A 6965-nucleotide genomic window follows, 5' to 3' on the forward strand; every position below is an offset into this window, starting at 1 on the left:
CGCTGCGCAAGGTTCTGCGCGGCAAGGCGCGGGCGGCGATGAGCGTGGCGGCTTCGACCGAATATGGTCCGGTCGATCTGCTAGGGCCGACGGGTGAGGGCAACACGCTGCAGCTTTATCCACGCGGCCGGGTGCTTTGCCTCGGGCCGGATGCGGACGCGCTGATGGCGCAGGTGGTGCAGGCGCTGGCTGCGGGCAACAGCGTGCTGGCGGTTGCCAATGGCGCGACGCGTTTGCTTTCAGGGCTGATCGGCAAGGAGCTGCCGCTGCAGGCGGTGGATGGTCAAGTCAATCCGGACGATCTGGCGGCGCTCAACGTTGATGCCGTGGCCTTCGCTGGCGATGGAGAGGCGTTGCGGGCGCTTCGGCAGGGTCTTGCCCGCCGTTCGGGCGCGATCATCCCGGTGATTTCTGAGGTGTTCAACCCGACGGCCTATGCGCATGAACGCGCTGTGTGCGTGGACACGACGGCGGCCGGCGGCAATGCCAGCCTGTTGGCCGGGTCGTCGGAAGGCGGGACGGGTTTCAGCGGGGCTTCAAGCGGGCTTTAAGATGCCTTGGCCCAATGGAAACATCGGGCGCTATTGCCTGGTTACAAGAACGCCCGCAGCGATGCGGGCGTTTTTCGTTTAGCGTTGATGAGCGCGTTCTGCGCCGACGGCGATCAGGCGCCTTCGACGGGCGTAAAACCCTCGAATTGGGGATGACCGATATAGGCCGGCTTCGAGTCGCCGGTGTTGCGGTGGGAGGCGCGGAAGTGCTCCGAGCGCGTCCAGGCGCGGAAGGCTTCTTCGTTTTCCCAGATCGTGTGGGAAGCGTAGAGCGTGTAGCCTTCCTGCTCGTTTAAGGGCCCACGCAGTAGGTGAAAGGTCTTGAAGCCTTCCATTTCGTTCAGCCTGGAATCGCGGTTCTTCCACACAGCCTCGAAGTCGGCTTCCGAACCCGACACCACCTTGAAGCGGTTCATCGCTACATACATCGTCGCTTTCTCCCGTAAATCTCAGAGCCCGAACTGAACTGAGCCAGCGCGCGAATTGGTCTTCAAGGCTGCGCGGCAGGTTGCCGTGTCGACGCCTTCGCCGGTGCAGTCGGTGACTTCGTTGACCAGGATGCGGCCGATCTTGGCGCAATCCGCACCGGCCAGGTTGAAGCGGGTGACCTTGGTCTTGCCCGCCGGCAGTTCCTTGAACTCCAGCACGGTCAGGCGGTCCACCGCGCCTTCCGTGTTGAACATCGCGATCTCGAAAGCCGCGCGGTTCAGCGTGTTCGGGAAGCCGTTATTGACCACGAAGGTCAGGCGGCAGCCATTATCAGACTTTTCCAGCCCATTGAATTCCAGCGACAAGGACGGCGCGGACTGCGCCAAGACATTGCCACCCGACCCCAGCATCATCAGCGTGCTCGCCGTTGCAGCCGCGATGATTGTCCCCAGTCTCATTCCGATCATCCTCACATGTTTCGATCTCACAATACCCATACAGGTCTTGCGCGTCGTTTAAAACATGATAATCGTAGTCAGGTAATCGCGGCGGGAGGTCCTGCCGCCTCGACACGAAGGAGAGAGCGATGTCGATTACCGCAACCCGCATGGAATTCCGGCCCCAGTCTCGTGCGATCTCCATGATCCCGATCGAGCATCGGCAACCGGTTTTGCGGTCCGTGCGCACGCTGGCAAGCGACAGCCTTTTCCACGGCGAAACGGAAATCGGGATCGAGCATCGCGGTTCGCTTTACCGGCTGAAGATCACCCGCCAGGGCAAGCTTATCCTCAATAAGTAAGCTCTACGGACCTGTAGAAACGAAAAAAACCGCGCTGTGTGCGCGGTTTTTTCGTTTTCAGGCTAGAACCAGCACTAACTCAGCTGGCCTTCTTGAGTTCGGCAACGGCAGCCGGCTTGTCCTTGAGGTCAGGCAGGCCGAGTCGACGGTGAATGTCGCTTTCAGGCGTGGCGAGGCTCGCGATCGAAACGCCCGCCAGAACCTCGAAGAAGGCGCCGAGCGCGCGGCGCAGCGACGCGTTCAAGCCGCAACTGTCGATCAGCGGGCAGTCCGAGTCGGCATCGAAGCACTCCGCCATGGAGAAGCCTTCTTCCGTCACGCGCACCACATCGAACAAGGTGATGTCGGTGGCCGGCTTGGCAAGCTTTACGCCGCCATTGCGCCCGCGAACTGTGGTGATGAAGCCATGTTCCACGAGCGGTTGCAGAATTTTGAACAGAAACAGCTCGGAAACATTGTAAGAAGCAGCGATCTCGGGAATCCGGCTGAGGCGACCGTCATTGGCCGCGCAGTACATCAGGATCCGGATCGCGTAATTGGTTTGTCGTGTCAGACGCATCGGACGTTCCCGCTTCGTGTGTTCTTACTATGCGACCTAGTTTAGAATTATTCCAGAGAAAAAACTGCGACGTGCTGTCTGCTTGAAAATTATGTTGCAATGCACAATATGAGGGGTGTCGGGCCAATCGCTCGGGGAGGACCCCTGTGGAGCTGACATGACTTCTGCCTCATCCGCACCTTTAGCCTTTCCGGGCGTGATACGCCAGTTGCGGCCATCGGATCGTTGCCGCTTCAAGGAGCATCTGCTGCGGCTGGATGGCGAAAGCCGGCATGACCGGTTCAATGGTGGAACGTCGGAAGGCTTTGTCGCCGCCTATGCGGATCGCTGCTTCGGTGAAGGCGCAACAGTCGTCGCCTATGTGGAAGACGACCATGTGCTCGGTGCCGCCGAATTGCATGAGCGGCCTGAGTTCGAAATCCCAACAGGTGAGATCGCCTTCAGCGTCGAGCGCGACCTTCAGCATCATGGCCTCGGCCGCCGGCTGTTTCGCCGCATCATCGGCCATGCGCAGGCGCTCGGCTATATTCAGCTCAAGGTCACGACTCACCCCGGCAATGTCGCCATGCGCCGGCTTGCGCGCTCATTCGGTGCGCATCTGCGCTTCATGGATGGTGAAACGACCGGCACGGTGGTGTTATCGCCAGTGGAAGAAAGTGCGCTGCCCATCATCTTGACCAGCGAGTCGGGCGAACAGCCGGTGCGCGAATTCGCCTAAGTGACGATTCGCGGCTGGTTCTAAGCTTGCGCCTGCCTACATGGCAGGACATGACAGGCATGATCGACCAGCAGCGAGCGGCTTGATGGTATCGGACGCTCCCCTTATCCAATCTGCAACCGATGTTGAAAAAGCGCGTGCCTTGCGGCGCGTGAAGACGGTGGCGACGGCCGCGCTTGCGCTTTGTGTCCTCGTTTTCGTGCTGTGCCGCATCTATGCCGATGTGTCGCCCGTGCTGGGATTTATCGGCGCCTTCGCGGAAGCCGCCGCGATTGGCGGGCTAGCGGACTGGTATGCGGTGGTGGCGCTGTTCCGGCATCCCCTTGGATTGCCGATCCCGCATACGGCGATCATCCCGTCTAATCAGACCCGGATCGCCGACAATCTCGGCCGCTTCATCGAGACGAACTTTCTCGCGCCGGGTCCGGTGCGCAAGAAGCTTCAGGAGGTCGACTTCGCGGCGCTTGTCGCGGACTGGCTGTCTGATTCGAAGCGCTCAGAGGGCTTGTCGGAGTTCGTCGCACGATTGATGCCGAAGATGCTGGCGGCGGTCGAGAATACCGGTCTGCGCGGTTTTCTGCTGAAGCGTGTGACCGACCAGCTCGAGAAGATCGATGTGGCGCCGCTTGCGGCGGATCTGCTTTCGACCTTCACCGAACAGCGCCGGCACCAGCGTTTGTTCGATGAGCTGATCGGGATGCTGGGCGGCTTTTTGACGGATGATGATGCACAGGATGCCTTGCGCGACCGCATCCGCAAGGAATTGCCGACGCTGGCCAACTTCTTCCGTGCCGACGCCTATCTCTTGAAGAAGATCGTGCATTCGGGTGCGAGCCTGATCGACGACATCAAGGCCGATGACGACCATCCAATGCGGCATGAGTTCGACCGCTTCGTCGCGGGCTTCATCGACAATCTCCGCAACTCGCCTGATTACCGCGAGCGCGCCGAGGAGCTGAAGCGCAACCTTCTAGCGCGCCCAGAGCTGGCCACCTTGGCCGACGGGCTGTGGAAGGAATTGCGGGGCTTCATCGACCGGGATGTGGGTGCTGCCGAATCTATGCTGCGGACACATCTGACGGGCATCTTCGTGGAAGTCGGGCGCAGCCTTGCCGATGATGCCAATATTCGCCGCGACATGAACGAGGGCTTCGTGGTGGCGCTCGCTTCCTTCGTGGAAAGCCAGAAGAGCGGCGTGTCGACCTTCATTTCCGAGCAGGTTCGCAGCTGGGATCTCGGCCAGCTGACGCAGGTGATCGAGCTGAATATCGGTCGCGACCTGCAATATATCCGCTTCAACGGCATGGCGATCGGCGGGCTGGCCGGCATCGCGCTGCACACGATCGACGTGCTTTTTCTCAGCTGACCGGCCTTTGCCTTCGTGCCCGCGCGACTTAGGTTAACGACAGGTAACCTGTTCAATAGGGAGGAGACAATGGCGCAGCAACCGACTTCAGACTCGATCATCGACATGTTCACGCGGCTGGGACAAACGCTTCCCATTCCCAACTTCGATGTGGATCGGATCATCGCCCATCACCGCCGCAACCTCGAAGCGTTGGAACAATCAGCCCGCGCCACTGCAGAAGGCACTTCGGCGCTGATGAACCGCCAGCGCGAGATGCTGCAAAGCATGATCAGCCAGGCGACCGAGAATGCGCGCGGCATCAAGCTTTCCGGCTCACCGCAGGAGTTGATGACGAGCCAGGTCGATCTGGCCCGCAAGGCTTTCGAAGCGGCGGTGGAGAATGCCGGCGAGCTCGGCACGATCATGCAGCGTTCCGGCTCGGCTTCCGTCGACATCCTGCGCGAGCGGATCAAGACGGCGATGAACGAGCTGCAGGACGGCTTCAACAAGCAGCAGGGTTCCACCCCGCCGCCACCGCAGTAGGATTAATCACCGCTATTCGGCGTCGGGCTGCCGGCTTGGATGCGCGTCGATGAAGGCGCGCAGCTTCAGGCACTCATCCACGATGCGGGTGATGACGGGATAGGGAGCCATATCAACCTGGTAGCGCTGGTTGTTCACGACCTGCGCCACAAGGCAGATGTCGGCCAGGCCCGGCGTGTCGCCATGGCAGAAGCTGCCGGTCTCCGGGCTGGTGGACAGCAGCGTTTCTAGCGGCTCGAAGGTTGCGCGCACCCAGGTCGCGAACCAGTCGGCGATCTCAGCATCGTCGGCATCATAGCGCTCGCGCAGCGTGTCTAGGATGCGGAAGTTGTTCACCGGATGTAGGTCGCTGGCGATCATCTGCGCCAGCATGCGCACGCGCGCGCGGCCGAACGGATCCGATGGCAGCAGCGGCGGGGTGGGGCGGATTTCGTCCAGAAATTCGATGATGGCGAGCGACTGCCCGAGCACGGTTCCATCTGGCCACACCATCGTCGGCACGAGACCTTGCGGGTTCATCGCGAGATAATCCGGCATGCGATTCCCGCCGGCGCGGATGGCGCGTGCGACATAGGTGAAGCTCATGCTCTTCATCGCCAACGCGATGCGCACGCGGTAGGAGGTGGAGGAGCGGTAATAGTTGTGCAGGACGATCGGCAGCATGGCGACACCGTTGATATCGGCTCCGTCTAGGCCGCGCTCCGGGGCGTGTCGAGCCTGACGCATGCGCGCATGCCCATTTTGACGCAAAGCTGTTCCACTTCGGACGCCACACCCAAATTCGTGCTTCTGTGCGCGGGCATTGCGGTCTAAGTCCAACAGCAGCACGACATCAGGGAATGGGAGGCATCCATGCCGAAGACGATGAAGGGTCCGGGCATCTTTCTTGCGCAATTCGTAGGGGATGCCGCGCCGTTCGATACGCTGCCAAATATAACAAAGTGGGCAGGCGGGCTCGGCTACAAGGGCGTGCAGATCCCGTCGGGTGAAAGCAAGCTGTTCGATCTGCGCAAGGCGGCCGAGTCGGCTGATTATTGCCAGGAGGTGAAGGGCATCTGCGCCGAGGGCGGTGTGGAGATCACCGAGCTTTCGGTGCACACGCAGGGGCAGCTGGTCGCAGTGCACCCGGCCTATGACGCGCAGTTCGATGCGTTTGCACCGCAGGAGGTGCGTGGCAATCCGTCAGCGCGGCAGGCTTGGGCGGTGGAGCAGATGAAGCTCGCGGCCAAGGCGTCGCGCAATCTCGGCCTCGATACGGTGGTGGCGTTCACCGGCGCGCTGGCCTTTCCTTACCTTTATCCCTGGCCGCAGCGGCCCGAAGGGCTGATCGAAGAAGCGTTCGGCGAGCTCGGGCGGCGCTGGAAGCCGATCTTCGACATCTATGAAGAGCACGGCGTGGATGTCGCCTTCGAGCTGCATCCGGGCGAAGACGTGTTCGACGGCGCGACGTTCGAAATGTTTCTGGATGCGGTCGGCGGACATAAGCGCTGCGCGATCAATTACGACCCCTCGCACTTCCTGCTGCAACAGCTGGATTATCTCGCCTTCATCGACCTTTATCATGAGCGCATCCGCGCCTTCCATGTAAAGGATGCCGAGTTCAATCCGGATGGGCGACAGGGCGTTTATTCCGGCTACCAGCCCTGGATCAACCGCGCCGGACGCTTCCGCTCGCTGGGCGACGGGCAGGTGGATTTCACCGGCATCTTCTCCAAGCTTGCGCAGTATGATTACGATTCCTGGGCGGTGCTGGAATGGGAATGCTGTTTGAAGCACCCGGAAGATGGGGCGGCGGAAGGGGCGCACTTCATCGAAAACCACATCATCCGCGTGACCGAAAAGGCGTTCGACGATTTCGCCGGCGGCAACACGGATCGTGCGGCGTTGCGCAAGATGATGGGGATCGCCTGAGCCATGGTGGACGCTGACAACAAGCCGATCCGCCTTGGCATGGTGGGCGGCGGGCAGGGCGCCTTCATCGGCGGCGTGCACCGGATCGCGGCGCGGATTGATGGGCA

At 61.2% G+C, this 6965-nt stretch carries 9 protein-coding genes and 1 pseudogene; 6 read left to right on the forward strand and 4 right to left on the reverse strand.

Going from position 1 to position 6965, the window contains the following annotated elements; translation table 11 throughout:
- A pseudogene (locus tag RTX98_RS19140) lies at positions 1-551 on the forward strand (bifunctional proline dehydrogenase/L-glutamate gamma-semialdehyde dehydrogenase); the annotation flags it as partial.
- Positions 552-664: 113 nt separating this feature from the next.
- On the opposite strand, the gene RTX98_RS19145 reads toward RTX98_RS19140, so the two are convergent.
- Complete coding sequence (locus RTX98_RS19145; protein ID WP_312798435.1) at positions 665-979, reverse strand: antibiotic biosynthesis monooxygenase; 315 nt, start codon at positions 977-979, stop codon at positions 665-667.
- A gap of 21 nt (positions 980-1000) precedes the next feature.
- Positions 1001-1438: a hypothetical protein gene (locus tag RTX98_RS19150; RefSeq protein WP_312798436.1), complete on the reverse strand. Its 438-nt coding sequence runs from the start codon at positions 1436-1438 to the stop codon at positions 1001-1003.
- A gap of 182 nt (positions 1439-1620) precedes the next feature.
- Here RTX98_RS19150 and hemP point away from each other — a divergent pair, with 182 nt between their 5' ends.
- Positions 1621-1779, forward strand: coding sequence for a hemin uptake protein HemP (gene hemP / locus RTX98_RS19155; protein WP_244641407.1), 159 nt, complete (start codon positions 1621-1623; stop codon positions 1777-1779).
- Between the two features lie 79 nt (positions 1780-1858).
- Here hemP and rirA read toward each other — a convergent pair whose 3' ends face one another.
- Positions 1859-2338 carry an iron-responsive transcriptional regulator RirA gene (gene rirA, locus RTX98_RS19160; RefSeq protein ID WP_312798437.1) on the reverse strand — a complete coding sequence of 160 codons (480 nt, stop codon included), beginning with the start codon at positions 2336-2338 and terminating at the stop codon, positions 1859-1861.
- A 157-nt stretch (positions 2339-2495) separates the two neighbouring features.
- Between rirA and RTX98_RS19165 the strand changes: the two genes are divergently transcribed.
- The 3 genes from RTX98_RS19165 to RTX98_RS19175 all read left to right on the forward strand — a co-directional run bounded on the left by RTX98_RS19165 (position 2496) and on the right by RTX98_RS19175 (position 4947).
- Complete coding sequence (locus RTX98_RS19165) at positions 2496-3056, forward strand: GNAT family N-acetyltransferase (RefSeq protein WP_312798438.1); 561 nt, start codon at positions 2496-2498, stop codon at positions 3054-3056.
- 85 nt (positions 3057-3141) lie between these two features.
- Positions 3142-4422, forward strand: a complete 1281-nt coding sequence (locus RTX98_RS19170; RefSeq protein ID WP_312798439.1) for a DUF445 domain-containing protein — start codon at positions 3142-3144, stop codon at positions 4420-4422.
- A gap of 69 nt (positions 4423-4491) precedes the next feature.
- Positions 4492-4947: a TIGR01841 family phasin gene (locus RTX98_RS19175; protein WP_312798440.1), complete on the forward strand. Its 456-nt coding sequence runs from the start codon at positions 4492-4494 to the stop codon at positions 4945-4947.
- A gap of 12 nt (positions 4948-4959) precedes the next feature.
- Here RTX98_RS19175 and maiA read toward each other — a convergent pair whose 3' ends face one another.
- Positions 4960-5610, reverse strand: a complete 651-nt coding sequence (gene maiA / locus RTX98_RS19180) for a maleylacetoacetate isomerase (protein ID WP_312798442.1) — start codon at positions 5608-5610, stop codon at positions 4960-4962.
- A 189-nt stretch (positions 5611-5799) separates the two neighbouring features.
- Between maiA and RTX98_RS19185 the strand changes: the two genes are divergently transcribed.
- Complete coding sequence (locus RTX98_RS19185) at positions 5800-6858, forward strand: sugar phosphate isomerase/epimerase (protein WP_312798441.1); 1059 nt, start codon at positions 5800-5802, stop codon at positions 6856-6858.
- The last annotated feature ends 107 nt before the right edge of the window (positions 6859-6965 follow it).

The sequence above is a fragment of the Tianweitania sp. genome (assembly GCF_032053605.1).
GTDB lineage: Bacteria > Pseudomonadota > Alphaproteobacteria > Rhizobiales > Rhizobiaceae > Tianweitania.